The organism is Myxococcus llanfairpwllgwyngyllgogerychwyrndrobwllllantysiliogogogochensis (genome assembly GCF_006636215.1).
In the GTDB taxonomy this organism is placed as follows: Bacteria; Myxococcota; Myxococcia; order Myxococcales; family Myxococcaceae; genus Myxococcus; species Myxococcus llanfairpwllgwyngyllgogerychwyrndrobwllllantysiliogogogochensis.
Genome location: NZ_VIFM01000186.1, coordinates 1 through 23,215 on the forward strand (window position 1 = coordinate 1; position 23,215 = coordinate 23,215).

Below are 23,215 nucleotides of genomic sequence, written 5' to 3' on the forward strand. Positions count from 1 at the left end.
GGGTGGGGAGGCTCGCGCGGAGTGGAGTGCCTAACATTCGCGACAGGAGGTGCCGCATGTTGCTGGAACTGTCCGCGGTGGAAGCCCGCGAGCTGAAGCAGGCGCTGGACACGGCGTTGCTCGAGCTGCTCACCGAGATTTCCCACACGGACCAGCGCGCGTACCGCGACCTGCTGCGTGAGCGGTATGACCGGCTGGAGCAGCTCAACCGGCGCCTGGAGTTGTCGCTGGAAGGCAGTCAGGTCTACGCCTGAGGTGGGGCCGCGCGCATCGGCCGGGCGGACGAGGCGAGGGAGCAAGGCGCCGGAGCGGCGGCTCGTGAGGCGGGCGCGCGCGGAAGTGGGCGTGGTGCGCGGACGCGAGCGGGCGCACCTTCTTCCGCGAGCACGAGGGAGGCCGCGCCATGATTCCGGAGAACATCATCCAGTACCTGGAAGGTCACAACGTTCCCTTCGACCGCAGGCCGCACCTGCGAGCCATCACCGCGCAGGCGCTCGCGGCGTCACTGCATGTCAGCGGCTTCCAGGTGGCCAAGTCGGTCATCCTCCGCTCGGATGACTCGCTGTGGATTTGCGTGGTGAGCGCGCCGGACACGGTGAACCTGGACCGCGTCGCGGCGGTGACGGGCGCGAAGAACCTGCGGCTCGCCGAGGAGTCCGAGTTCGCCCCGCTCTTTCCCGAGTGCGAGGTCGGCGCGGAGCCACCGTTTGGAAGGCTCTATGGAATCCCGGTGGTGGTGGACGAACACCTGCGCCACGCGGAGCACCTGTTGTTCCGCGCGGGCTCCCACGCCGAGGCCCTGGAGCTGCGCTTCGCGGACTTCGAGAACGTAGAGGCCCCGCTCACTGGAATCATCGTCCATGACCGCCAGCGCGAGCAGTTGAGCATCGAGAACGACAGCTTCTCGCTGCAGCCCTGACGGGCGTGCCCTCATGAATTCCTGACGCGTTGCGCGCGCCAGAACCATCCGGAACACAACATCTATCCATGCCGACAGCGAGGCAACGCCTCTCACCGGCGTAGCCTTGGGCTGGTATCCGACTCGCACGACAACCACTGGGTCGGTGGTCGCTCATGACGAGCGTGTGCGGGTCGTCCGTCAAGCCGGCGAAGACCCCTGCTCGCGCCCCACGCACTGCCCGAAGTAAGGCTTGAGGGCCACGCGCAATGCCGGCGGCACCCGGAAGGAGCTGCCGTGCGCATTCTGCAAGTCATCCATGGTTATCCCATGCGGTTCAACGCGGGCTCTGAGGTGTATACCCAGGCTCTCGCACACGCATTGGCGGGCCGACATGAAGTTCGAGTGTTCACGCGCCAGGAGAACCCCTTCGCGCCAGACTACGTGATGTCGAGCGAGTCGGACCCCGATGACCCGCGCATCCGGCTCCACCTCGTCAACATGCCCAACAGCCGAGACCGCTACCAGCACGCGGGGGTCGACCAGCGTTTCCAGGAGGTCGTCGAGGACTTCAGGCCCCACGTCATCCATGTGGGTCACCTCAACCACCTTTCCACCTCGCTCATTCAGGTCGCAGCCACCCAGCAGGTTCCCATCGTCTACACCCTGCATGACTACTGGCTGATGTGCCCTCGTGGGCAGTTCATGCAGATGCATCCCGAAGACCCCTCGAACCTTTGGGCGTCATGCGATGGGCAGGAGGACCGGAAGTGCGCCGCGCGGTGCTATTCCCGCTACATCTCGGGCGCACCCGAAGAGCAGGAAGAGGACCTTCACTATTGGGAGGGCTGGGTACACCGCCGCATGGAGCATGTGCGGAAGCGAGTCTCTGACGTTGCCCGCTTCATCGCGCCTTCCCGCTATCTGCTCTCGCGATTCCGCGACGAGTTCGGCATTCCGGCCTCGAAGCTCACCTACCTTGACTATGGCTTCGACCATTCGCGTCTTCGGAATCGCCAGAGGAGGGCTGAGCCAGATTTCGTCCTGGGCTACATCGGCACGCACATCCCAGCCAAGGGCATCCACCAACTGCTCGAAGCCTTTGGTCGGCTCCAGGGCAGGGTCCGGCTGCGCATCTGGGGCCGACCACGCGGAGCGAACACAGGGGCGCTCCAAGCCATCGCCCGCTCGCTCCCAGGAGACCTGTCCTCTCGGGTGGAATGGCGTCCCGAGTACCGCAATGCGGACATCGTGAGCGATGTCTTCAACCACGTGGATGCCATCGTGGTGCCTTCCATCTGGGTGGAGAACTCTCCGCTCGTCATCCACGAAGCTCTCCAAGCTCGTGTCCCGGTCGTCACCGCGGACACCGGTGGCATGCGTGAGTACGTCCAGGATGGATTGAATGGGTTGCTCTTTTCGCATCGAGACCCCGCATCACTCGCACGGGCCTTGCAACGCATGGTCGATGAGCCCGACCTGGCGCATCGTCTTGGGGCGCGAGGGTACCTTCAGTCCCAGCACGGCGATGTGCCCGACATGCGGGAACACGCCCAGGAAATTGAAGCCCTGTACGCGGGCGTCATCCGGCAACAGCGTGCGGCACGAACTCCCACGCGGCCGGGTCCCTGGAGAATCACCTTCGACACCAACCCGGACGACTGCAACCTCCACTGCATCATGTGCGAAGAGCACTCGCCCTACAGCCAAACCCAACAAGAACGCGAACGGGCGGGCACTCCAAAACGGCGCATGCCCATCGACCTGCTTCGCCGCATCCTGGAGGACAGCAGGGACACCCCACTGCGTGAAGTCATTCCGTCCACCATGGGGGAGCCTTTGCTGTACGCGCACTTCGACGACCTCATCGACTCGTGCATGGAGCACGGCGTCCTGCTGAACCTCACTACCAATGGAACCTTCCCCCGGAGGGGCGCGCGTGAGTGGGCGCGGCGGCTGGTCCCCATCACCTCCGATGTGAAGATTTCGTGGAATGGAGCCTCGAAGCGGACCCAGGAAGCGGTGATGCCGGGGGTTCGTTGGGAGCGAGTGTTGGAGAACGTCCGGGCCTTCATCGCCGTCCGGGATGAACATGTCCGCAACGGAGGGCATTCGTGCCGGGTGACGCTCCAGCTCACCTTCCTCGAAACCAACGTAGGGGAACTGGCCGACATCGTTCGACTTGCGGCCAGCCTGGGGGTCAATCGCGTGAAGGGGCATCATCTGTGGGCCCACTTCGAGCAACTCAAGCCCCTTTCGCTCCGTCGAAGCCCGGACTCCATCTCACGGTGGAATGAAGCCGTTCGCGACGCCATCAACGCGGCCCGAGAGAATCCCCTGCCGGATGGCAGTACGGTGCTCCTGGAGAACTTCCACAGGCTCGACCCCGCAGCCGTCGTGGACCTCGCGCCAGGAGCACGCTGCCCCTTCCTGGGGAAAGAAGCCTGGGTGAGCGCGCTCGGTCGCTTCGACCCTTGCTGTGCCCCAGACAAGGAGCGAAGGACGCTCGGCGCATTCGGCGATTTGCATCAAGCCACGCTGCACGACATCTGGTCCGGGAGCGCCTACGAGCGACTGCTGGCCACCTATCAGGACCATGCTCTGTGCAAAGGGTGCAACATGCGCCAACCCGCCGAGGCGGCGCGATGAGCGACTGGACACGGACCCGCGTCGCGCCAGAGCGAACCCATCACATCCAGGACAATCTGCCGCTCTACTCGGTCCGCTTCACGGAAGTGCTCTCCTTCCATGCACCAGGGCTCGCCGCGGTGCGCGATGAGACTGGCGCGTTCCACATCGACCTCACCGGACGCGCGACCTATGCACATCGCTTCCAGCGCACGTTTGGCTTCTACGAAGGACGGGCCGCTGTCGAGTCTCCCGAGGGCGCCTTCCATGTTCGCGTGGATGGCTCCGCGCTGACGGAAGCGCGCTATTCCTGGTGCGGAAACTTCCAGGAAGGTCGCTGCACGGTGAGGGAGCGCCAGGGACGCTATTTCCACTTCGACGAAGAATCCCGCCCTGTCTATCGCGAGCGGTACGGCTACGCCGGAGACTTCCGCGAGGGTTTCGCGGTCGTCCGAGAGGACTCTGGCCTGCATCTGCACATTGACCGGGATGGCCGACCGTTGAACGGCCACAGGTTCGAGGACCTGGATGTGTTCCACAAGGGTTTCGCGCGGGCGAGGGACCTTCGTGGGTGGCACCATGTGGACAGGGCCGGCGAGCCTCTCTATGCCACTCGCTTCGTGGCGGTGGAGCCCTTTTACAATGGGCAATCCCGGGTGATTCGAGGGGATGGCTCGCTGGCGGTCATCAACGAGCGAGGGGACGTCGTCCTGGAGCTGCACCAGGCACAGCCCCTTCGCTCGACGTCAACCGGGTGAGCTGCGCCAGGCACCTATTCCGAAGCCCGCGCACGCCCCGTCTTCGCGTCGAACCGCCGCAGCTTCGAGGCATCGAAGCGCAGGGACACGGGGGTGCCCGAGGCGGCGCGGAAGTCACCGGGTGCACGGGCCACGAGCTGCTCACCAGCCACGTCCACCGTCACCCAGCTCTCCGCGCCCATGGGCTCCACCAGATACACGAGCCCCGTCAGCGCCCCCGGTGACTCGTCGCCCTGAGCCGTCACCACCAGGTGCTCGGGACGAAGCCCCAGCACCACGTCCTCGGCCGCGAGGCCCAGTGTCCCGGGCTTCACCTGGTTGATGCGCGGCGAGCCGAAGAAGCCCGCCACGAACAGGTTCGCGGGCGCGTCATACAGCTCGCGCGGCGGAGCCACCTGCTGCACCTCGCCCTGGCTCATCACCACCACCCGGTCCGACAGCGTCATCGCCTCCGACTGGTCATGCGTGACGTAGATGAACGTGGCCTGGAGTCTCTCGTGCAGCTTCTTGATTTCACCGCGCATCTGCGTGCGCAGCGCGGCGTCCAGGTTGGACAGCGGCTCGTCGAACAGGAACACCTTCGGCCGTCGCACGAGCGCGCGTCCCAGGGCCACGCGTTGCCGCTGCCCACCGGACAGCTCCTTCGGCCGACGCGACAGCAGCGCCTCCAACCCGAGCCCCGAGGCCACCTCACGCACCCGCGCCTCGATGTCCGCGCGCGACAGCCCGGCGACCTCCAGCGGGAAGGCCAGGTTGCGAGCCACGTCCAGGTGCGGATAGAGCGCGTAGCTCTGGAACACCATGGCGATGTCGCGCTCCTTCGGCGACATGCCGTTGACCACCTCGCCGTCGATGCGCAGCGTGCCGCCGGACAGCTCCTCCAGTCCGGCAATCAGGTTGAGCGTGGTGGACTTGCCACAGCCGGACGGGCCGACGAGGGACACGAACTCACCGTCCGCGATGTGCAGCGTCACGCCCTTCACCGCGGCCACGCCCCCTCGATACACCTTGCGCACGTCCTCCAGGGACACCGTCGCCACGCGACTAGCCCTCCCCGGTGCCCGAGCCTCGGGCCCATCGCGCGCGGGGTCTCTTCATCGAAGCTGTCTCTCGGATGCGCATGGAGGCAGCCAACCCCCTCGTCACCGGGCACGGCAAGCGCGATGTCGCGCCGCCGTGCACCCGCTGACAGCCCGCGCCTACAGCGCCAGCGTCATGCCGCCGTCGATGACGAAGGCGGAGCCCGTCAGATAGGGATGGTCGTCGCAGGCGAGCATCAGCGCCGCGTCCGCGACCTCCGCCGCCGTGGCGAGCCGCTGCTGTCCATGCACGTTGACGCGAGCCCAGGCGGCCGCCGCTTCCTGGAACTGCTCCTCCGGCATGTTCTCCGCGCCCATCTGCCGCCGGACCAGCGGTGTGTCCACCGTGCCCGGGCAGAGCGCGTTCACCCGGATGCCCAGCGTGCCGTACTCCAGCGCCGCCGCCTGGACGATTCCCACCAGCGCGCGCTTGCTCGCGGTGTACGCCGAGCTTCCCTTGCGCGTGGCGAACGCCTGCACCGAGGACGTCACCACGATGCTCCCGCCTCCCGCGCTCAGCATGTGAGGGATTTGCGCTCGCATCGCCGCGAAGACGCCACGCACGTTGGTGTCCGAGAGGTCATTCCACTCCTCCAGGGAGATGTCGTGCAGCCCCTTGGCCATGCTGATGCCCGCGTTGTTGAACGCGACATGCAGCCCGCCGTAGTGCTGGACCACCGTGTCCACGAACGTCCGCACCGCGTCCGCATCTCTCACGTCGACCTTGTAGTAGGTGGCCTCACCGCCCGCCTGACGGATGAGCTGCTCCACCTCCTGGCCCAGGTTCTCCCGGCGACCGCAGAAGGCCACCTTGCCGCCCTCGGCCGCGAAGGCGATGGCCGCTGCCCGGCCGATGCCGGACGTCGCGCCGGTGACGAGCACCACCTTGTTCTCGAAGCGCCTCCTGCCAGTCATGGGCGCCATGCCCACCGGCGAGCCACACGCCACATCCGCCGCGAGCACCGCCGTACTCCCCAGCGCCGCCGTCAGAAACGTCCTCCGCTCCAACCGCACGGAGTCCTTCGAATCCCGCGTCGTCATCGTCACCTCTCAAGGAAAATCCTGGTGAGGCCCTCACGAGTAGCAACGCTGGACTGTTTGGATAATCCACATTAACCAGCACAGGTCATGCACCCGGGCTTCACAATGAAGAAGGACCAGCTCGACGGCGTGATGACGCTGTTGAGCGTCGCGCGTCTGCGCAGCTTCCGCGCGGCGGCGACGGAGCTGGGAATCTCTCCCTCCGCGGTGAGCCAGATTGTGCGCGCGCTGGAGGCTCGCGCGGGCGTGGCGTTGCTGACGCGCACGACTCGCAGTGTCGGGCTCACCGAGGCGGGCAGGAGCTTCCTCGAACGGGCCACACCCGCCGTCGACGAACTGCTCGCCGCCTTCGACTCGGCGCGCTCGCTGGGAGGCAAGGCCAGCGGCCTGCTCCGACTCAACATCCCTCGCGCCGTCATTCCTCACGTCATCGAGCCCATCCTCGCGGGCTTCTGTGCCGCCCATCCGGACGTGCGGATTGAAATCCACGCGGCGGACCACCTGAGCCGCATCGTCGACGAGGGCTTCGACGCGGGCGTCCGGCTGGGCGAACTCGTCGAAGCGGACATGGTGACGGTGCGCCTGACGCCGCCCTTCGGCTTCGCGGTGTTCGGCGCCCCCGCCTACTTCGAGCGCCACGGCCGCCCTCGCAAGCCCGAGGACCTGCGCGCGCACACGTGCATCAACTACCGCTCCGGCGACGGCTCGCTGTACCGCTGGCAGTTCCAGCGCAAGGGACAGCCTCTGGAAATCGCGGTGCAGGGCACCGTCATCGTCAATGACTCCGCGCTCAACTTGAACGCGGCGGCGAAGGGACTCGGGCTCGCCTATGCGGCCCAGCCGCTCGCGGCCGAGCACCTCCGGGCAGGTCGCCTCGAACGCGTCCTCGCATCGTTCTGCCCCGACACGCCGGGCCTCTTCCTCTACTTCCCCAGTCGCCTCCAGGCGATGCCGAAGCTGCGTGCCTTCATCGACTACTCACGCAAGCACCTGAAGGTCTCCGCACCTTGAGGCGGGCGGTGCCCCACGCATGACGCACCGCACCCTGAGGCTACCCCAAACCACACATACTCACAGTCAAGGCCATACGGCCCGCGCAGGGGCCCGTGGTAGCGTCCACGGACATCATCCAGCGCGAGGACCGCTGCGTGCGGGCCGCGCGCCCTGACGAACGGGGGAAACAGTCATGGCATCCGACACCATCACACTCATCAAGGGCCAGGGGCCCCTTCCGCTGCCGGAGAAGCCGCACCTGCGCCTCGCCAGCGGCAACTTCTGGGCCGAGGAGGTGGAGGCCAAGGGGGGCCGCGAGAAGCAGCTCACCGCGGGCCTCTTCATCATCGACACCCGCACGTCCCCCTCGAAGCAGGACCATGTGCGTGTCCATGCGTCCCAGGTGGTGGAAGTGGACGGGGCTTCGCTGGAGATCCTCGAGGTCAGCGGCGCCGAGGGCAAGGAGCCCGCCATCCACCTCAAGGTCCGCTGAGTGCCACACGCACAGTGCGGGCGCGACGCAACTCTGGCGCCGCCGCCGCGACAATCCAGACATCCACTGACGCCCTTGGGGGGCGACAGTCCATCTTCAGATTCCGCTGTTTCGAGGGGGAGCATCCATGAGCTTCAAGATTGGGAATGAAGGGTCCCGCGTCACCCAGCCCGTCCCGCAGGCCACCGAGACGGTCCGGCCGCAGGCGAAGACGCAGGAAGTCCGTGAGCAGCAGCCCGCGTGGGCGAGCGCCCGGACCCAGGACGGCATGCTTCCGCCCAGCCGCCGTGAGCAGTTCGCCGCCGCGCTCGGCCAGACGAGCCAGGCGAGCGGCGCGGAGAGCCCCAAGACGAAGGACCCGAAGGCGCTCGACACCAACGTCACCTACGGCCCGGTGAAGAACGGCAGCGTCTTCGAGGCGGGCACCGACGGCACCAAGGCGCACTGGAACGACGTGCAGCAGGGGCAGATTGGTGACTGCTACCTGATGACCTCCATGGGCGCGATTGCGCGCGCCAACCCGGCGCTCATCGAGAACATGGTCAAGGGCCCGGACGCGTCCGGCAACTACAACGTCACCTTCCAGGACAAGGGCAAGCCGGTGACCATCACCGTCACCCCGGACCTGCCGCTCAACTCCGGTGGCAACCCGGCCTACGCCGCGACGCCGCAGGAGAACGGCAAGGCGGAGCTGTGGCCGGCCCTCGTGGAGAAGGCCTATGCCCAGTGGAAGGGCGGCTACCCCAACATCGTCCACGGCAACAGCGCCAACGCGATGGAGGCGATGACGGGCAAGAAGAGCAGCAGCCTCGACGTCGGCGGTGCCACGCTGGCGGACCTGGAGAAGCGGCTGAACGCGGGCGAGGCCATCACCGCGGGCACGCACGACGACATCAAGTTCCTCGGCATCGACCTGCCGGACGGCACCGACAAGCCGCTCTACAAGAACGGCACGCTGGTGGCGGACCACGAGTACTTCGTCTCGGGTGTGGACACCAAGGCGGGCACGGTGACGCTGCGCAACCCGTGGGGCGCCGGCACGCCGGACATCGTCCTCACGGAGGCGCAGTTCCGTGAGTCCTTCCAGTACGCCAACAGCAACCCGACGAAGTGATTCGACGGGCGCCGGGCACACGCGGGTGGACCGGACTGGCACTGGCCTTGGGGCTGGTGCTGTCCGGGTGCGCGCGTGAGACGCCCGCGGTGGCGCCCTCCTCGGCGGAGCAGCCCGGCACCATCACCCTGACGAAGAATCACGGCCCGCTCCAGGTGACGCCGCACCTGAGTCTGGCCACGGGCAACTTCTGGCCCGAGGACACCGATGCGGGCGCGCGTGAGCCCACCGCCGCCCTCTTCATCTACGACTCGCGAGTCGTTCCGCCAGAGCAGCAGCACGTGCGCGTGCGCGCGGGCCAGAGGGTGGAAGTGGCGGGCGAGGTGTTCGAGGTCTCCGAGGTCATCGACCGTGGAGACGAGCAACTGCTGCGCCTGCGGCTGCGTCCGCGTCAGCCCTAGACGGAACGAGCGGGAAGCGCGGCGACGTCACGGGGCTTCAGCATCCCAGCGGCCACGCGCACGGTGAAGGCTCGCGGCGCGAAGCGGGGCATGTTGGCCTGGAACCAGTTGCGCCAGCCGGCGATGAGCGAGGGCCTGCCCTGCTCCAGGCCTCGGAGTCCCGCGAGGGCCACCTGCTCGGCGGTGGCGGTCGGCCCCACCGCGACCTGGCGCGTGCCCACCACGTCGAAGAAGGACGTCTCCACGGGCCCTGGGCACAGCGCGAGCACGCGCACGCCCCGCTCGCGGTTCTCCGCCCAGAGCGCCTCGGTGAAGGACAGGACGAACGCCTTCGTCGCGCCGTAGATGGCCATGTACGGCAGGGGCTGGTAGCCGGCGATGGAGGCCACGTTGAGCACGCCTCCGAGTCCTCGGGCGACCATGTCCGGCAGGAACAGATGGGTGGCGTCCACGAGCGCGGTGACGTTGAGCATCACCTGCTCATGCTGTCGGGCCAGGGGGACGGCCTCGAAGGCGCCGTGGGTGGCGAAGCCGGCGTTGTTGATGAGCAGGTCCACGTGCAGGCCGCGCTCGCGACACTGGCCATGGAGCTGGCGCGCGGAGCCCTCGTGACTGAGGTCCATGCTCAGCACCTCCACCTGGACGGCGTGCTGCTTCATCAACTCGGCGGCCAGGACGCGCAGCTTGTCCTCCGAGCGGGCCACGAGGACCAGGTTCATGTTCCGCGCCGCGAGCAGGCGGGCGAAGGCCTCGCCGATACCAGAGGACGCGCCGGTGATGAGCGCTCGGCGGCCCTGGTAGGGGAAGGGACCCGAGGTGGGCGCGGGGGAGACAGCGGGGGATGTCGAAGCGATGTGCATGGGTCCAGAATGTGAGCTAGGACTCACGTTCGCAACTCGCGTCGGTGCTCACATTCGTGGAGGAGGAGTCATGCCGCGCCGTCCCCCTGTTTCCCGTCGGAGGAAGCCCCATCAGGACCGGGCTCAGGCCACGTGTGAGGCCATCCTCACGGCGGCGGCTCGCGTTCTCGTCAAGAATGGCTATGAGGCCGCGAGCACCAACCGCATCGCCCGCGAGGCGGGGGTGAGCATCGGTTCGCTCTACCAATACTTCCCGAGCAAGGAGGGATTGGTGATGGCGGTGATGGAGCGGCATCGCACGCGCTCGCTCGCGGGCTTCGAGGCGGAGCTGGTGCGACTCGCGAGCCAGCCATTGCCCCAGGCGATTCGGGCGCTGGTCCGCCAGTTGCTAACCACGAAGTTGGAGAACCCCCGGCTGCACCAGGTGCTGCACGAACTGGCGCCGAGGATGCGGCAGTTGGGGCAGGTGGACCCGCACGAGCAGCGGCTGTTCCGCCTGGTGCGAGCCTTCCTCGCGCCAAGGGCCGAGGAGCTGCGTCCCAAGGACCTGGACATGGCGGTCTTCGTCCTGGTGCACTCGGTGGAGACGCTCTGCATCAAGGCGGTGGCGGACCGTCCCGACTATCTGACCAATGAGGCGTTCCTCGACGAGCTGTGCGCGTTGATGCAGGGCTATCTCCAGCCGGCGGGAGCGTCCTCTCGGACCACGCCGAAGAAGATGACGGGACGGGGGCGAAGCTCGGCCTCGCGCGAAATCTCCGCGCGGCCGTGAATATCCTCCGGGCGCATGCGTCGGTCGCGCACCCCCGATTGTTGGAGCCGCCTCGCATGCGAACCCTCCTCGCTGGCCTCGTCCTCGCCTGCCTCATCGTGCCCTTCTCTGGTGAAGCGGCGACCCTGCGCTGTGGCAACAAGCTCATCTCGGATGGCGCCTCTCAGTCCGATGCGCTCATGAAGTGCGGGGAGCCCATGAGCAAGCACACGCGGGAGGAGTCGACGTCCACGCGGAACAGGGTGCGCGAAGGCAAGGAGGAGTCCTCCACCACGCAGACCGTGACGGTCCAGGTGGAGGAATGGACATACAACTTCGGGCCCAACCGGCTGATGCAGGTGGCCGTCTTCACCGACGGCAAGCTGACCGACGTGCGCAGCGCGGGCTACGGCAAGTAGGCCCGCCGCGGGCCCATAAGAAACGCGTCGCCCCGAATCGAGAGGACCAGGGTGCCCCTCGCCTCGGGTTGCACGCCCTGAAACATCGGGCGCGGAACGCTTCGCCTCCTTGCATCGCCGTCCGTCCTCACCGAGCATCGGTCCGTGTCTCCACTCCCCTCCGCGTCGTCACGCGGCTCGCACTCCTCGCTGGTGGGTCGGCGGTGAGCGCGGACGCCAGTCCTCCACCGAACCGCGTCCTGGCAGACCTCTTCGTGCGCACGCGCGCCCAGGAGGCCGCGCTCGTCCTCGGCGCGGCGCTCTGCACCGCCTTGTTCGCGCAGGTCGCCATCTCGGTGCCGGGTTCACCCGTGCCCATCACGGGGCAGACGCTCGCCGTCGTCCTCACGGCCGCCGCGCTCGGGCCTGGACGTGGCGTGGCCGCGCAACTCGCCTATCTCTTGTTGGGGGTGGTGGGGTTGCCCTTCTACGCGAAGGCGGCCAGCGGCTGGGGGGCGCTCGTCGGTCCGACGGGCGGCTATCTGGTGGGCTTCCTCCCCGCGGCCTTCCTCGTGGGGCTCGCGGCGCGTCGAGCCTACGACCGGCGCCCGAGGACAGCGGTGCCCCTCTTCCTCGGGGGACAGCTCGTCATCCTGGTCATCGGCGTGTGCTGGCTCCACGTGGTGGCCTCGCTCGACTTCGCCACGGCCTTCCACAAGGGCTTCGTGCCGTTCATCCCTGGAGGGCTGCTCAAGGCCGCCCTCGCCGGTCTGGTCTCGTCTCTCGCCTGGCGACTCGTCCGCGCTCGCGAGGCCTGACCTCATTCTCGCCGTCGAGGCAATGCGCTCACGGGTGCGGACCACTCGAGGAGAGACCTGACATGGCATCAGGTACGTTCGGAAACAACGGACCTGCGTCCCGATGGCAAGCAAAGCGGCGCTCGCAGTGCGTCAATTCCATCAGCATACAGGTCTGGCTTCACGGGCGACGCGCTTTGCACCGCGAGCTTGAAAGACTCAACGTGGCGGAAGCCCCGGGCGCCGCGACCCTGCCAGCGCCCGGTGAGTGACGGCTCAGGCGACGCGGGGGAAATCCACCTCGGTGCCGGCCACCACGTTGAGGTAGTTGGTGAGCACGTTCTGCGCGACGGCGGCCACCACCTCCACCAGTTCCGCGTCGCTCAGCCCCACCTTGCGAGCCTGCGCGAGTTGCGGGCCCACGTCCGCTGCCCTCGTGCGAGCGATGGCAACGGCGAGGTCCAGGATGGCCTGCTCGCGGGGGTCCACCGACCGGCCGGTGCGAAAGCCCGTCAGCTCATCCGCCTTCACTCCGTGCCCCTTCGCCAGCGCCGTGTGCGCGGAGAGGCAGTAGGTGCAACGGTTCAGCTCCGCCACCGCGATGGCGATGGCCTCCTGCGTACGCGGCGACAGCTTCGCGCCGCCCATCGCGTTGAAGTAGCCCGCCACGGCATCGAGCGCCGCGGGGGAGTGGGCGAAGGTGGAGAACATCTTTGGGACCATCCCGAACTTCGCCTTCAGGGCGGCGAGCGTGGGCTCGGCGGCTGCAGGCGTATTCGCGGGGCCAACAGGGGCAATGAGGGGCGTCGTCATGGGGTGCTCCTGGGGACAACGGGTTGTGTGGCAGGTCGATTTGTTTCGACTCGATACCAAATGCACCCGCCCTCATTGCTTGTCAAGTCGGTATCGACACGATACCTTTGTGCCCATGGCCGCCGACCGCCTCTACGTGTTGCTCGAGCGACTCGGGAACCTGCTCCGTACGGAGGAACGGGCAGCGGGGCTGCCACACGGGCTTCAGCCGGTGCACCTGCAGGCGCTGCGCTATCTGCAGTCGTGCAACCGCTACAGCAACACGCCCGCGGCGCTGACGGAGTACCTGGGGCTCACCAAGGGCACCGTGTCCCAGACGCTCCTGCTGCTGGAGGAGAAGGGACTGTTGCGAAAGCAGGCGGATACGGAGGACCGGCGCGTCATTCATCTCCTATTGACGGAAGCCGGCCGCGCGGTGCTGAAGCAGGCCCTGCCACCCGAGCTCTTCAAGCGGGCCCTCTCGGGGCTGCCCGGTGATGGCGCGGCGCTCGATGAGTCCCTCACGGAACTGTTGCGCGCGTTGCAGGCCGCGAATGCCCAGCGCAGCTTCGGCGCGTGCGGCACCTGCAAGCACTTCCAGCGAGAAGGCTCGGGGCGCTTCCGCTGCGGCCTGACGCAGGACCCGCTGTCGCGCGAGGACAGCCAGTTGCTCTGCCGGGAGCACGAGGGCATCACCCCAGGGCACTGACGCCCGGCGCGAACCGCGTGCGCTGCTCGGCCGGAGGGAGGCGTGTCGTTCCGAGTTGATAGGGTCGAAGTGCCCATGCGCACTCTTGCCCTGATGTTGAGCGCAGTCCTGTTGACCACGAGCTGCGCTTCCCAGTCCTCCTCATCCCAGAGAGAGTTGGACGCGTTCCATGCACGTCGCACAGCGCTGAACGGGCCTCCACCCGCCTCGATGGGCCTGGGCTCGGACGCCGTGCGGCGTCGCGAGAGTGGAACAGATTCGAACACCGTGTCAGGAGCCGTGGGTGGTGGGCAGCAGAACGCCGCACTGACACGACAAGCGGTCCTGGCCGCCGTCGACGAAGTGCGGAGCTCCACGGAAGACACGGCCCGAGCCATCTCCAGGCTCGCCACGAGCACGCGAGAGCTGGGTGGGCATGGCAGGCACTTCATCCGCTACTTCGACCACGGGGCAAGACAGTTGCCCTGGCTTCGTGGGGCACTCGGGAGCATCACTTCTCTCACGGCTGAATCCAGCTTGGTGGGAGACGCGGCCATGGAGCTTGGCATCCTCCGGATGACGGGCCCTCGGCTCCAGGCCGCGTTGTCCGGCACGATGCTGCTTGCCACCTGGCTCGACTTCCTGAACCTCGTGAGCGTCGTGCTCCAGCAATGCCCTTACTACAGCGTGGAGCAGTTGCTCGTGGACATGGACCGCGTGTGGAACCTGCTGGAGCCGGCCTTGGGCGCTCTCGCCTCGCGGGAGCAGGCGCGCGTGGAGGCCACGGCGACAGCCATGCCCGTGCTGATGGGGCAACTGACCCATGAGTTCCACTCCATTCGCGAAGGTGCGCGGATGGCGATGGAGCGCACAGGACAAGTGGTGGCGACGGCACAGTTCATCGAGATGCTCGCGCTCGTCTCCGCGCTGAAGATGTCACTGCCCAGGCTACCGCCCGCTGCGCCCGTCGCGCTGGGAGCGCGACTGGTGATGGGCCCTGGCGGAATCATGGCCGGCCAACAACTCGTCGTCTCCGCCGAGTGGGTGGAGATGATGCGAAGGCTCGTCCAGGCGGGAGTCATCTCCGCGCCCGTCGTGAGCGCGGCGGTCCGCACCAGCGCGGGACACGTGTGGATGGCGCAGGCGAACCAGGAACTGCCCAAGGGCGTGCGTGAGGCACTGGGAGACTCACCCGAGGTGCGCGGCATGCACGTGACGAACAGGACCGGGGCCGGCATGTCCGAGGCGCCGAAACATCACGTCCTGCCGCAAGAGCACCGGGAGTGGTTCGAGAAGCGCGGCTTCACGGGAGACATGAACATCGACCAGTTCTGCGTGAGACTGGAGCGCTCCCATCACGAGGCCATTCACGGCGGTGGTGCTTGGCGACTGGGCCGCACCTGGCCACATGAATGGAATCAGATGATCATGGGTATCTTGCGCGATGCCGAGCTCGCAGCGGGCAGGATGTTGCCGCGCGACTCCATCCTGAAGCTCGTCGCGAAGGAGATGCAGCGCTATAACATCCCCATGGAATTCACCCCGGGGCGAAGGCGATGAGCGCGGGGGACTCATGGCATGGCAACTGGCCGGCGCGTCTGTATGAGTGCGTGCGTGAGCACGGCTACACGTCACTCACAGCCTTCGCCGACGCACATCCCGCCATCTCATTGGTCGAGTTGACGGAGATGCTCGGCAAGGGCCGCTTCAGCGCAGTGCAGGTCTTCAGTGGACTGGTCGAAGAAGCCGAACGCAGCCATCAGCTCGTACGCCTGATGCGAGGACAGCTCGTGCGCGAGCTGTCGGAGAGCTTTCCCAACGGCTGGCCCGCGGGATTGGACGACGACGCCCGCCTGGAGGCCGCGATGATGCTCGCCTCGTGGATTGGCTTCACGCCCGAAACGCACAAAGAGCGTGCTCGACAGGTCACGGCCACACTCCTCGCCAATCCCCCACCCGCCGGCTGGCGCCCGCTCAGCCACGACGACGAACTCCTCCGCACCCTCCTCCCAGACGACACCGCCTGACAGGCCCACGGCGGAGACACCGCCGCGGGCCCCACACGGTCTACACAGTCTTCACCAGCGCCCTGCCCGCCGCCCGCCCCGAGAAGATGCACCCGCCGAGGAACGTGCCCTCCAGCGCCCGGTACCCGTGCACCCCTCCTCCACCGAACCCGGCCACCTCGCCGGCCGCGTAGAGGCCGGGAATCACCTGACCCTGCGTCCCGAACACCCGGCCCGACAGGTCCGTCTCGAACCCTCCCAGCGTCTTGCGCGTCAGCACGTTCAGCTTCACGCCGATGAGCGGCCCCGCCTTCGGGTCCAGGATGCGGTGCAGCTTCGCCGTGCGCACCAACTGGTCCCCGCGATACCCCCGCGCCTGTCGAATCGCGGCAATCTGCAAGTCCTTCCCGAACGGGTTGTCCAATTGCCTGTCCCGCGCGAGCACCTCACGCTCCACCGTCGCGAAGTCGAGCACCGGCGTCTCCGTCTTCGCGTTCATCCCCTCCACCAACGTCCGCAAGTCGTTCGCCACGACGAAGTCCGCGCCGTGCTCCTTGAACGCCTCCACCGGCCCCATCGCCTTCTTGCCCACGGCCCGGTTGAGCACGCCCTTCCAATCCTTCCCCGTGAGGTCCGGGTTCTGCTCGGAGCCCGAGAGCGCGAACTCCTTCTTCAAAATCCACTGGTTCAACACGAACCACGAATACTCATGCCCCGTCTTCAAAATGTGCTCGAGCGTCCCCAGCGTGTCGAAGCCCGGGAACAACGGCGGCGGCAGCCGCTTGCCCGTCGCGTCCAGCCACAGCGAGCTGGGCCCTGGAAGAATCCGGATGCCGTGCCGAGGCCAGATGGGGTTCCAGTTCCTCAACCCCTCCGTGTAATGCCACATGCGGTCGCGGTTGATGAGCCGTCCACCCGCCGCCTCCGTAATCGCAATCATCCGACCATCCACATGCGCCGGCACACCCTGCACCATGAACTTCGGCACAGGCCCCATGCGCTCCGGCCAGCTCTTGCGCACCAGCTCGTGGTTGCCGCCAATGCCTCCCGACGTGACAACCACCGCCGAGCCCCGCAGCTCGAAGTCCCCTGCCGTCTCCCGTGAGCTGCTCACCCCACGCTCCACGTCCGAGGGCACCAGCTTCATCCCTCGCACCCCCACCACCGCCCCCGCCTCGACGAGCAGCTCGTCCACCCGGTGCCGGAACAGGAATGTCAGCGTCCCCTTCTCCCGCGCCGCCTGCGCGCGCCGGACAAAAGGCGCGAGCACTCCCGGCCCCGTGCCCCACGTCACATGGAAGCGAGGCACGGAGTTGCCGTGTCCCACCGCGCCGTAGCCACCGCGCTCGGCCCAGCCCACCACGGGGAACCAGCGCATGCCCTGCGCATGCAGCCACGGGCGCATCTCCGTCGCCGCGAAGTCGACGAAGGCCTCCGCCCACTTCCGGGGCCAATGGTCCTCCTCGCGGTCGAACGCCGCGGTGCCCATCCAGTCCTCAAGCGCGAGCGCATGCGAGTCCTTGATGCCCATGCGCCGCTGTTCCGGCGAGTCCACCAGGAACAACCCACCGAAGGACCAGAACGCCTGTCCCCCCAGGTTCTGCTCACCCTCCTGGTCCACCACCGTGACGCGCTTGCCCGCGTCCGCGAGCTCCGTCGCCGCGACGAGCCCCGCGAGCCCACCGCCCACGACGATGACATCCGTCTGCTGTCCCATCCGGAGCCTCCAGTCCCAAAACCCAAGGGAGGCCGGATGATAGCCTCAGTCGTCGACCTGGACCCGCACCCTCGACGGCTCCGCGAACTGCCGCACCACGCAGTCCCCCTCGCTCCCGTCCTCCCAGGCGAGCATGGCGAACTCCGCCGGCGCATCCAACGCGATGATGGGGTGGTGCCACACGCCCCGGTGGTAGTTCACGCCCTCCCCCGGCCCACACACGAAGGCCTCCAACTTCTCCACGTCCGGCCCACCCTCTGGCGCGCTCGGGGCGACACACACCAGGTACCGCTCGCACCGCATGGGGAGGAACGCCTGGCTCGAATACGGATGATGCTCCAGCAGCTTCACCGTGAAGGGCAGCCCCTGGTGCACCGAGCGGAACACCGCGAGGTTCGGCTTCGCCGAGTCCCGCGCGTTCTCCAGCCGCGCGGACCAGTCGAACCGCACCGCCGTCCCCTGATTCGCCAGCGCCCCCGGCGCGAGCCCCGCGGAGACCACGTCGCCAAACGGTGCGAAGCCTTCTGGCGACAACCGCCGCGCGACGATGACTCGGGACGCATGCTCACTCATGGCTGAAGCATAACGTCGGGGGATGACGCGCCCAAGGCGGCCCGGCCCGGCGCGAGTGCCATGGGACTGTCATGGTCAACAGCGCATCCCCAACGCCACGGGTCCTCCCCATGGCGACAAGCGCTTCATGTCCCGTTTACATCGCCATGGCATCTTCCACGGACTCAGAGCCGTCATGCCGAGGGCTCCCCACACCCCCATGCGAATCCTCCTCACCGCACTCGTCCTCTTGAGCGCACCCGTCCTCGCTCAACCCCCGTCCCCACCCAAGCCCGAGTCCGTCCCCAAACCCACCAGCTTCTTCCGCCAGCTCCAGGAGACACGCTCCTTCAACAGCGGCCGTCCCGTGGGCGCCACTGTCACTCCGGATGAGCAGACGCTGTTCTTCCTGCGCAACTCCGCCACCTCCAACGCGCTCTCCCTCCATGCGTTCGACGTGGCCACCGGCCAGTCGCGAGAGCTGCTCACGCCCGAGAGCCTCCTGCAAGGCGCCGAGGAGACCCTCACGCCCGAGGAGAAGGCGCGCCGGGAGCGCATGCGGATGAACTCGCGCGGGTTCTCCAACTACACCCTGTCCGATGACGGCAAGAAGCTCCTCATGGGGCTGTCCGGCAAGCTGTTCGTCGTGGAGCGGGCGTCCGGAAAGGTGACCGAGCTCAAGACGGGACCGGGCGTCATCGACCCGCGACTGTCCTCGGATGGCACCCAGGTGGCCTACGTCCGCGAGCACGACGTGTACCGCCTGGACCTGGCCACCAACACCGAGCGCCGCGTCACCAAGGGCGGCACCGCGGAGAAGACACACGGGCTGGCGGAGTTCATCGCCCAGGAGGAGATGTATCGCTTCTCTGGCTACTGGTGGAGCCCGGACGCCAAGGCCCTGGCCTACACGGAGTCGGACACGAGCGGCGTGGAGAAGCTCTCCATCGCGGACACCGGCAACCCCGCGCAGGGCGCGCAGCAGCTCTCCTACCCTCGCGCCGGCAAGGCCAACGCCAGGGTGCGGCTGGGCGTCATCCCCGTCACCGGCGGAAAGACGACGTGGGTGAACTGGGACGCGGAGAAGTACCCCTACCTCGCCACCGTGCGCTGGCCCGCGAAGGGCCCGCTGACCCTGCTGGTGCAGAACCGCCACCAGACGGAGGAGGTGCTGCTCGCCGTGGACGTGAAGACCGGGCGCACCACGCCCCTGCTCGTGGAGAAGGACGACGCCTGGCTGGAGCTGGACCAGACCTTCCCCCACTGGCTGGAAGACGGCAGCGGCTTTCTCTGGGGCACCGAGCGCAACGGCGCACCCGAGCTGGAGCTGCGCGACGCCACCGGCAAGCTCGTGCGCTCGCTCGTCCCGCCTGACGCGGGCTTCGGCGGACTGGTGGGCTACGTGGAGAAGGAGGAGACCGTCTACTTCGTCGGAGGGACGAACTCCGCGGAGCGCTACGTGTGGCGCGCGCGAAAGGGAGACAAGCCGACCCGCGTCACCACGGGAGGCCCGGCGCTGGAGTCGGCCCGCCTCTCCCCCCGGGGAGGGCTGCTCGTCGTGACGTCGGAGGGCCCCAAGAGCATGCGGAGCACCGTGGTGCTCAAGGCGGACGGCACGCGCGTGGGCGAGCTGCCCTCCATCGCGAAGGAGCCTCCCTTCCAGCCCCGGCTGGAGGTGCGTCAGGTGGGCAAGGAGCGCTTCCCGACATCCCTGGTGCGCCCGCGCGACGCGAAGCCCGGGGTGAAGCTGCCCGTCATCGTGGAAATCTACGCGGGCCCCGGCACCGCCATGGTCCGCCAGAGCATGGCGTCGCACCTCACCGCGCAGTGGATGGCGGACCAGGGCTTCCTCGTGGTGCGGCTCGACGGACGCGGCGCCTCGCCGACGGCCGACGCGAAGCTGCGCAAGCCGAAGTACGACTTCCCCAAGGTGCTGATGGATGAACAGGTGGCGGCGCTGCGCGCGCTCGCGGCGGAGGTCCCCGAGCTGGACTTGAACCGCGTGGGAATCACAGGAGGCAGCCACGGCGGCTACATGTCCGCGCTCGCCGTGCTCACCCGGCCGGACGTCTTCAAGGCCGCGGTGGCGGTGTCGGCGGTGACGGACTGGCGGGACTACGACACGCACCTGACGGAGCGCTTCCTCGGCCTGCCCGACGAGCACCCGGACGCGTATGCCCAGAGCTCACTGCTCACCCACGTGAAGGCGGGCCAGCCCATGGGCAAGCTCCTCGTCATTCACGGCACCGCGGACGACAACGTCTTCTTCTTCCACGCCCTCAAGCTGTCGGACGCGTTGTTCCGGGCGGGCCAGTCCCACGAGTTCCTGCCGCTCTCCGGCATGACGCACATGGTGTACTCCGACCCGCAGGTGACGGAGCGCTTGTGGGAGCACACCATGCGCTACTTCAAACAGCACCTCTGACGGACAGGACGGAGGCCCTGGACTCGGCCTCCGTCCCCAACACCGTCAGCGCACCGGCGGCGGAAGCACCTTGAGCTGCGGCTTCACGACCTTCAGGTCACCCACCACCACGATGGTCATCGACTCACGCGTGAGCGTCTTCGTGGCCATCTGCTTCACCTGCTCCGGGGTGACGGCCATCACCGTCTGCACGTAGTCGCGCAGGTACGAGTCCGGCAGTCCGTGCAGGTCCACGAAGCGCAGCTTGTTGATGATGCCGTTGCGCGACGAGTTCTGGAGCAGGAAGACACCCGCCAGGTAGTTCTGCACCTCGCGCAGCTCGTCGGCGGAGGGCGGCGTCCTGCGCAGCGTGTCCACCTCCTTGAGCACCTCCTTCAGCGACTCCCCGGTGACGGCCGTCGTCACGTCCGCGTTCTGCACCCAGGACGCATCCCCCACGTGCACGGAGATTTCGCTGTAGGGCGAGTACGAATAGCCCTTCTTCTCGCGGATGTTCGCGGTGATGCGCGAGCTGAAGTAGCCACCGAGCAGCGTGTTCATCACCTCCTGCTGGACGTAGTCGGGGCTGGCGGGCGGCAGCGCCTTCACCGCGACGCGCACCGTGGACTGCACCGAGCCGGGCCGGTCCAGGTACTGCACCGACTTCGCCACCTGCTGCGTCGGCGGGTTCTGGACGCGCGCGGGGCCCGGCTTCCAGCCGGTGAACACCTCGCGCACCGCCTTCTCCACCGAGGCCGCGTCGAACCGGCCGACGATGTACAGCCGCGAGCGGGCCGCGCCGATGTTCGCGTCGTAGTGCGCGCGCACACCCTCCCGCGTGTAGCCCTTCAACATCTCCTCGGTCGGGAAGATGCGGCCATAGGGATGGTCGCCATAGACGGCCTTCGCCAGCAGCTCGTCGGCGAGCACCTGCGGCTGGCTCCGGTAGATGGCCACGTCCCGCAGCAGGTTCGCCTTCACCCGCTCCACCTCCGCCGGAGGGAAGGCCGGGCTCTGGATGACGTCCGCGATGAGCGCCACTGCCTGGGGCGCCGACTCGGAGAGCACCTCGATGCCGACGAACGTCTGGTCCTGCGTGGTGCCGACGTTGAGCTGTCCCCCCAGCCCGGCGGCCGTCTGGGCCACCTGCTCGGCGGTGCGGGAGGTGGTGCCCTCCACCAGCAGCTTGCCCGTCAGGTCCGCGAGCCAGACCTCATTGGACTTCTCGTGGATGTTGCCGGTGTCGATGGCGAGCTGGATGGCGACCTTCGGCATGTCGCCATAGGGAAGCAGCGAGACCTCCAGCCCGTTGTCGAGCTTGAACTCGGTGCGGACGGGGACCTTGAAGGGCTTGGGCGCCGCGGGAGCCGGAGGGGCCTCCTTGGCGGGAGCGGCGGCGATGGCGGGCGCGTGCAGAAGCCCGAACACCATCAGCGCGGGAGCGACGAGACGGCTGCGAAGTGAGCGCGTGTTCATGGGTCGCATGTCCTCAGCGGGCCTGGGCCTTGGTGGGGGCGGGAGTCACCGTGAGCACCGTGCGGTTCTCACGGCGCAGGTACTCACGCGCGGTCTTCTGGATGAGCTCCGGTGACACCTTCATCAGCTCGTCCTCCAGCCGGTTGATGCGCTCCGGGTCGTCGAAGAAGAGCGCGAAGGAGGCCAGCAGGTCCGCGCGGCCGAAGCCGAGGAACGACTCCACGTGCTCATACAGCCGCGAGCGCGCCTTCACCCGCGCACGCGCCAGCGTCGCCGCGTCGATGGGCTTTTCCTGAAGCTGCGCCACCACGCCGTCAATCTCCTTCAGAATCGCTTCCGGCGACGTGCTCGCGTCGTGGAACAGATACGCGGTCCACTGCATGGGCCCGTTGTAGTTCCACTGGTTGCCCAGCTCGTTCACCCCACCCTGCAGCTCACCCGCCAGGCCCTTCTTCTGCACGAGCTGCTGGTAGAGCGCGCTGTCATTGCCCTTCAGGAGCACCTCGTCGACCAGCGCCATGGCGTAGTACTCGGGCGTGCCCACCGCGGGCATGTGGTAGCCCACCGCGAGCGCCGGGCGCTCGGCCAGCTTGTCCGGCTTGTCGTGGCGCTTCTCCTTCTCCTGGCGCGGCTCGGAGATGTCCGGCTTCTGGGGCTGCGCCACCGTGGGCAGCGGTCCGAAGTACTTCTTCACCCAACCCTTCACCTGCTCCGGCTCGAAGTCGCCCACCACCACCAGCACGGCGTTGCTCGGGGCGTAGTACGTCTTGAAGAACGACTTCACGTCGTCCAGCGTGGCGGCCTCCAAATCCTTCAGGTCGCCGTAGAAGTTGTGCGCGTTGTACCAGTTGGTGTTCGCCACCTGCGGCATGTCCAGCCACGGAAAGCCGCCATAGGGCTGGTTGAGGACGTTGACCTTCACCTCGTTCGACACCACGCCCTGCTGGTTCTTGAGGTTCTCCTGCGTCACCTCCAGACCGCGCATCCGGTCGGCCTCCGCCCAGAGCATCGTCTCCAGCGCGTTGGAGGGGACAATCTCGAAGTAGTTGGTGAAGTCGAAGCGCGTGGAGCCGTTGAGCACTCCGCCGTTCTTCTGGATGAGCCGGATGAACTCCATCTTCCCGAGGTTGGTCGAGCCCTGGAACATCATGTGCTCGAACAGGTGCGCGAAGCCGGTGCGGTTCTTCGGCTCGATGCGAAAGCCGATGTTGTAATAGACGCCAATCGCCGTCTTGGGCGCCGTGGTGTCTCGCGAGAGGACCACCTTCAAGCCGTTATCGAGCTTGAAGTAGTCCACCGGCACCTGGAGCTTGGGCGTCTCGGCGGGAGCCGGGGCCGGGGCAGCCACCGCGGGAGTGTGGCTTATACA

The 23,215-nt window shown here is 67.5% G+C and carries 24 protein-coding genes; 15 read left to right on the forward strand and 9 right to left on the reverse strand.

The window, feature by feature from the left end:
• Nucleotides 1–56: 56 nt before the first annotated feature.
• The 4 genes from FJV41_RS33965 to FJV41_RS33980 all read left to right on the forward strand — a co-directional run bounded on the left by FJV41_RS33965 (nucleotide 57) and on the right by FJV41_RS33980 (nucleotide 4,284).
• Entirely contained in the window at nucleotides 57–254 is a 198-nt protein-coding gene (locus tag FJV41_RS33965; RefSeq protein ID WP_141646753.1) for a hypothetical protein, read from the forward strand.
• 149 nt (nucleotides 255–403) lie between these two features.
• The gene (locus tag FJV41_RS33970) at nucleotides 404–919 is read left to right on the forward strand and encodes an aminoacyl-tRNA deacylase (protein WP_141646754.1); all 516 of its coding nucleotides are present in this window, start codon (nucleotides 404–406) and stop codon (nucleotides 917–919) included.
• A 384-nt stretch (nucleotides 920–1,303) separates the two neighbouring features.
• A complete protein-coding gene (locus tag FJV41_RS33975; protein ID WP_246137594.1) occupies nucleotides 1,304–3,547 on the forward strand; it encodes a glycosyltransferase in 2,244 nt (747 codons plus the stop codon).
• On the forward strand, nucleotides 3,544–4,284 hold the full coding sequence (locus tag FJV41_RS33980) for a WG repeat-containing protein (RefSeq protein WP_141646756.1): 741 nt from the start codon (nucleotides 3,544–3,546) through the stop codon (nucleotides 4,282–4,284). The genes FJV41_RS33975 and FJV41_RS33980 overlap by 4 nt, the downstream gene beginning before the upstream one ends.
• 14 nt (nucleotides 4,285–4,298) lie before the next feature.
• Here the strand turns inward: FJV41_RS33980 and FJV41_RS33985 are convergent, their stop codons facing one another.
• Both FJV41_RS33985 and FJV41_RS33990 read right to left on the reverse strand, forming a co-directional pair.
• Nucleotides 4,299–5,324: an ABC transporter ATP-binding protein gene (locus FJV41_RS33985; protein ID WP_141646757.1), complete on the reverse strand. Its 1,026-nt coding sequence runs from the start codon at nucleotides 5,322–5,324 to the stop codon at nucleotides 4,299–4,301.
• 159 nt (nucleotides 5,325–5,483) lie between these two features.
• Nucleotides 5,484–6,404: an SDR family NAD(P)-dependent oxidoreductase gene (locus tag FJV41_RS33990; protein ID WP_141646758.1), complete on the reverse strand. Its 921-nt coding sequence runs from the start codon at nucleotides 6,402–6,404 to the stop codon at nucleotides 5,484–5,486.
• A gap of 87 nt (nucleotides 6,405–6,491) precedes the next feature.
• Here FJV41_RS33990 and FJV41_RS33995 point away from each other — a divergent pair, with 87 nt between their 5' ends.
• The 4 genes from FJV41_RS33995 (at nucleotide 6,492) to FJV41_RS34010 (ending at nucleotide 9,405) form a co-directional block, all read left to right on the forward strand.
• Nucleotides 6,492–7,415 (forward strand): LysR family transcriptional regulator, encoded by a 924-nt coding sequence (locus FJV41_RS33995; RefSeq protein ID WP_141646759.1) that lies wholly within the window; start codon nucleotides 6,492–6,494, stop codon nucleotides 7,413–7,415.
• 175 nt (nucleotides 7,416–7,590) lie between these two features.
• Entirely contained in the window at nucleotides 7,591–7,890 is a 300-nt protein-coding gene (locus FJV41_RS34000) for a hypothetical protein (protein ID WP_141646760.1), read from the forward strand.
• Between the two features lie 127 nt (nucleotides 7,891–8,017).
• Nucleotides 8,018–9,004 (forward strand): C2 family cysteine protease, encoded by a 987-nt coding sequence (locus FJV41_RS34005; RefSeq protein ID WP_141646761.1) that lies wholly within the window; start codon nucleotides 8,018–8,020, stop codon nucleotides 9,002–9,004.
• A complete protein-coding gene (locus FJV41_RS34010) occupies nucleotides 9,001–9,405 on the forward strand; it encodes a hypothetical protein (RefSeq protein WP_141646762.1) in 405 nt (134 codons plus the stop codon). The genes FJV41_RS34005 and FJV41_RS34010 overlap by 4 nt, the downstream gene beginning before the upstream one ends.
• Here the strand turns inward: FJV41_RS34010 and FJV41_RS34015 are convergent.
• Nucleotides 9,402–10,265 carry an SDR family NAD(P)-dependent oxidoreductase gene (locus FJV41_RS34015; protein WP_141646763.1) on the reverse strand — a complete coding sequence of 288 codons (864 nt, stop codon included), beginning with the start codon at nucleotides 10,263–10,265 and terminating at the stop codon, nucleotides 9,402–9,404. The two genes, FJV41_RS34010 and FJV41_RS34015, sit on opposite strands and share 4 nt — an antisense overlap.
• Nucleotides 10,266–10,335: 70 nt before the next feature.
• Here FJV41_RS34015 and FJV41_RS34020 point away from each other — a divergent pair, with 70 nt between their 5' ends.
• The 3 genes from FJV41_RS34020 (at nucleotide 10,336) to FJV41_RS34030 (ending at nucleotide 12,232) form a co-directional block, all read left to right on the forward strand.
• On the forward strand, nucleotides 10,336–11,037 hold the full coding sequence (locus tag FJV41_RS34020) for a TetR/AcrR family transcriptional regulator (RefSeq protein WP_174458229.1): 702 nt from the start codon (nucleotides 10,336–10,338) through the stop codon (nucleotides 11,035–11,037).
• A gap of 56 nt (nucleotides 11,038–11,093) precedes the next feature.
• Nucleotides 11,094–11,435, forward strand: coding sequence for a DUF2845 domain-containing protein (locus tag FJV41_RS34025; protein WP_141646765.1), 342 nt, complete (start codon nucleotides 11,094–11,096; stop codon nucleotides 11,433–11,435).
• Between the two features lie 203 nt (nucleotides 11,436–11,638).
• A complete protein-coding gene (locus tag FJV41_RS34030) occupies nucleotides 11,639–12,232 on the forward strand; it encodes a biotin transporter BioY (protein WP_141646766.1) in 594 nt (197 codons plus the stop codon).
• A 255-nt stretch (nucleotides 12,233–12,487) separates the two neighbouring features.
• Here FJV41_RS34030 and FJV41_RS34035 read toward each other — a convergent pair whose 3' ends face one another.
• Complete coding sequence (locus FJV41_RS34035) at nucleotides 12,488–13,024, reverse strand: carboxymuconolactone decarboxylase family protein (protein WP_141646767.1); 537 nt, start codon at nucleotides 13,022–13,024, stop codon at nucleotides 12,488–12,490.
• Nucleotides 13,025–13,139: 115 nt separating this feature from the next.
• Between FJV41_RS34035 and FJV41_RS34040 the strand changes: the two genes are divergently transcribed.
• Nucleotides 13,140–13,712: a MarR family winged helix-turn-helix transcriptional regulator gene (locus tag FJV41_RS34040; protein WP_141646768.1), complete on the forward strand. Its 573-nt coding sequence runs from the start codon at nucleotides 13,140–13,142 to the stop codon at nucleotides 13,710–13,712.
• 270 nt (nucleotides 13,713–13,982) lie between these two features.
• On the opposite strand, the gene FJV41_RS54865 is transcribed toward FJV41_RS34040, so the two are convergent.
• Nucleotides 13,983–14,129: a hypothetical protein gene (locus FJV41_RS54865; protein ID WP_306440919.1), complete on the reverse strand. Its 147-nt coding sequence runs from the start codon at nucleotides 14,127–14,129 to the stop codon at nucleotides 13,983–13,985.
• 117 nt (nucleotides 14,130–14,246) lie between these two features.
• Here FJV41_RS54865 and FJV41_RS34045 point away from each other — a divergent pair, with 117 nt between their 5' ends.
• Together FJV41_RS34045 and FJV41_RS34050 are read left to right on the forward strand one after the other, a co-directional pair.
• Complete coding sequence (locus FJV41_RS34045) at nucleotides 14,247–15,251, forward strand: DUF2380 domain-containing protein (protein ID WP_306440920.1); 1,005 nt, start codon at nucleotides 14,247–14,249, stop codon at nucleotides 15,249–15,251.
• A complete protein-coding gene (locus FJV41_RS34050) occupies nucleotides 15,248–15,718 on the forward strand; it encodes an NUDIX hydrolase (RefSeq protein WP_141646770.1) in 471 nt (156 codons plus the stop codon). Before FJV41_RS34045 ends, FJV41_RS34050 begins: the two co-directional genes overlap by 4 nt.
• A gap of 40 nt (nucleotides 15,719–15,758) precedes the next feature.
• Here the strand turns inward: FJV41_RS34050 and FJV41_RS34055 are convergent, their stop codons facing one another.
• Both FJV41_RS34055 and FJV41_RS34060 read right to left on the reverse strand, forming a co-directional pair.
• A complete protein-coding gene (locus tag FJV41_RS34055) occupies nucleotides 15,759–17,414 on the reverse strand; it encodes an FAD-binding dehydrogenase (RefSeq protein ID WP_141646771.1) in 1,656 nt (551 codons plus the stop codon).
• Nucleotides 17,415–17,459: 45 nt separating this feature from the next.
• Nucleotides 17,460–17,987 (reverse strand): ureidoglycolate lyase, encoded by a 528-nt coding sequence (locus tag FJV41_RS34060; protein ID WP_141646772.1) that lies wholly within the window; start codon nucleotides 17,985–17,987, stop codon nucleotides 17,460–17,462.
• A 199-nt stretch (nucleotides 17,988–18,186) separates the two neighbouring features.
• Here FJV41_RS34060 and FJV41_RS34065 point away from each other — a divergent pair, with 199 nt between their 5' ends.
• Nucleotides 18,187–20,391, forward strand: coding sequence for a S9 family peptidase (locus FJV41_RS34065; RefSeq protein WP_141646773.1), 2,205 nt, complete (start codon nucleotides 18,187–18,189; stop codon nucleotides 20,389–20,391).
• 45 nt (nucleotides 20,392–20,436) lie between these two features.
• Here FJV41_RS34065 and FJV41_RS34070 read toward each other — a convergent pair whose 3' ends face one another.
• Nucleotides 20,437–21,846: a M16 family metallopeptidase gene (locus FJV41_RS34070; RefSeq protein ID WP_141646774.1), complete on the reverse strand. Its 1,410-nt coding sequence runs from the start codon at nucleotides 21,844–21,846 to the stop codon at nucleotides 20,437–20,439.
• 13 nt (nucleotides 21,847–21,859) lie between these two features.
• Complete coding sequence (locus FJV41_RS34075) at nucleotides 21,860–23,212, reverse strand: M16 family metallopeptidase (protein ID WP_141646775.1); 1,353 nt, start codon at nucleotides 23,210–23,212, stop codon at nucleotides 21,860–21,862.
• Between the last annotated feature and the right edge of the window lie 3 nt (nucleotides 23,213–23,215).